Annotated in this window: 2 protein-coding genes; both read right to left on the bottom strand. The window is 53.8% G+C overall.

Features of this window, described 5'->3' with window-relative positions:
* Window positions 1–2,480: VCBS domain-containing protein (locus tag BZG83_RS16230; protein ID WP_241828305.1), on the bottom strand; the 2,480-nt coding region annotated here is incomplete at its 3' end.
* Window positions 2,419–2,562, bottom strand: a complete 144-nt coding sequence (locus BZG83_RS17070) for a VCBS domain-containing protein (protein ID WP_241828306.1) — start codon at window positions 2,560–2,562, stop codon at window positions 2,419–2,421. The genes BZG83_RS16230 and BZG83_RS17070, both read right to left, overlap by 62 nt.
* Window positions 2,563–2,584 lie beyond the last annotated feature (22 nt).

Genomic DNA, 2,584 nt, shown 5'->3' with positions numbered 1-2,584 from the left:
TCACCCTCGGTGACCGAGCCGGTAAAGTTACCGGTGACCTCAGGGGCATCATCGGTACCGGTAATGGTGATAACAATATCTTGCTCAGTACCATCGTTTGCAGTCAGGGTGATGGTGTCCGTCACCTGATCGCCAGCATCTAAATATTGCACCGCAGACTGATCGAGGGTGTAAGCCCAATTGCCGTTCACCAGCTCTAGCGACCCATAAGCACCAGTCTCAGTGGTATTGGCGAAGGTAGGTGTATCGTCACCGTCGACATCACTGATCGCAAGGGTGCCGGTGGCAGTAACAGGCGCATCACCTTCATTGCCTTCGGTGACTGAACCAACAAACTCACCACTCACTTCTGGTGCATCGTCGGTCCCCGTAATAGTGATCACAATGGCTTGTTCAGTACCATCGCTTGCTGTGAGAGTGACGGTATCCGTCACTTGATCACCGGCATCTAAATTCTGCACGGCAGATTGATCGAGGGTGTAGGTCCAGTTGCCGTTCACCAGCTCTAGCGAGCCATAGTTGCCTGCCTGTGTAACATCAGCAAAGGTCGGATTGTCATCGCCATCGACATCACTGATCGCAATCGTACCCGTCGCAGTGACAGGCGCATCGCCTTCATTACCTTCGGTCACTGAACCGACAAAGCTACCGGTCACTTCTGGGGCATCCTCGCTACCAGTAATAGTGATAACAATAGCTTGCTGGGTACCATCAGAGGCAGTCAGGGTGATGGTATCGGTGACCTGATCGCCGGCATCTAAACTCTGCACCGCAGATTGATCAAGGGTGTAAGTCCAATTACCGTTAACTAGCTGGAGCGAACCATAGGTTCCTGCTTCAGTGGTATTGGCAAAGGTGGGCGTATCGTCGCCATCAACATCACTGAGCGCAAGGGTGCCGGTGGCAGTGACCGCATCGCCCACGTTGCCTTCGGTGACTGAGCCAACAAACTCACCGGTGACTTCAGGCGCATCGTCGGTCCCCGTAATGGTGATAACAATATCTTGCTGGGTGCCATCAGAGGCGGTGAGGGTGATGGTATCCGTCACCTGATCGCCAGCATCTAAATTCTGTACTGAGCTCTGATTTAGCGTGTAAGTCCAGTTGCCGTTGACCAGTTCTAGCGAGCCATAGGTACCCGCCTCAGTGGTATCGGCAAAGGTTGGATTATCGTCGGTGTCAACATTACTGATCGCAATCGTACCCGTCGCAGTGACAGGTGCATCGCCCGCGTCACCTTCGGTCACCGAGCCGGTAAAGCTACCGCTCACTTCAGGGGCATCATTTGTCCCCGTAATAGTGATRACAATATCTTGCTCTGTGCCATCAGAGGCAGTCAGGGTGATGGTRTCSGTCACCTGATCGCCRGCATCTAAATTCTGTACTGAGCTCTGATTTAGCGTGTAAGTCCAGTTGCCGTTSACCAGTTCTAGCGAGCCATAGGTACCCGCCTCAGTGGTATCGGCAAAGGTTGGATTATCGCCGTCATCCACATCACTGATCGCAAKGGTRCCGGTGGCAGTGACTGGGGCATCACCTTCGTTGCCTTCGGTGACTGAGCCGGTAAAGCTACCGGTGACTTCAGGTAAGTCGTCGGTGCCGGTAATGGTGATGACAATATCTTGTTGCGTGTTATCGCTTGCGGTGAGGGTGATGGTGTCGGTCACCTGATCACCGGCATCTAAATTCTGCACGCTGGCTTGATTGAGGGTGTAGGTCCAGTTCTCACCGACCAGCTCTAGCGAACCATATGTACCCGCTTGTGTGACATCGGCAAAGGTAGGCGCATCGTCGGTGTCAACATCATTGATCGCAATGGTGCCCGTCGCAGTCACCGCGGCATCGCCCACGTTGCCTTCGGTGACAGAACCAACAAAGCTACCGCTTACTTCAGGGGCATCATTCGTCCCCGTAATGGTGATAACAATATCTTGCTCTGTGCCATCAGAGGCAGTCAGGGTGATAGTGTCGGTGACTTGATCACCGGCATCTAAATGCTGCACGGCAGATTGATCAAGCGTATACGTCCAGCTGCCATTCACTAGCTCGAGCGAGCCATAAGTGCCGGTTGCTGCGGTATCGGCAAAGGCAGGCGTATCGTCGCCATCCACATCACTGATCGCAAGGGTGCCGGTGGCAGTGACCGCATCGCCCACGTTGCCTTCGGTCACTAAACCAACAAACTCACCACWCACTTCAGGAGCATCATCCGTCCCCGTAATGGTGATGACAATATCTTGCTGGGTGTTATCGCTCGCAGTCAGGGTAATGGTATCGGTGACCTGATCGCCAGCATCTAAATCCTGCACGCTGGCTTGATTGAGGGTGTAGGTCCAGTTGCCATCGACCAGCTCTAGCGAACCATATGTACCCGCTTGTGTGACATCGGCAAAGGTAGGCGCATCGTCGGTGTCAACATCATTGATCGCAATGGTGCCCGTCGCAGTCGGCTTGATTGAGGGTGTAGGTCCAGTTGCCATCGACCAGCTCTAGCGAACCATATGTACCCGCTTGTGTGACATCGGCAAAGGTAGGCGCATCGTCGGTGTCAACATCATTGATCGCAATGGTGCCCGTCGCAGTC

The organism is Salinivibrio sp. PR919, from assembly GCF_001995355.1.
GTDB lineage: Bacteria > Pseudomonadota > Gammaproteobacteria > Enterobacterales > Vibrionaceae > Salinivibrio > Salinivibrio proteolyticus.
The sequence above is the reverse complement of the archived record's forward strand: the minus strand, read 5'-3'. Positions and strand labels throughout refer to the sequence as shown.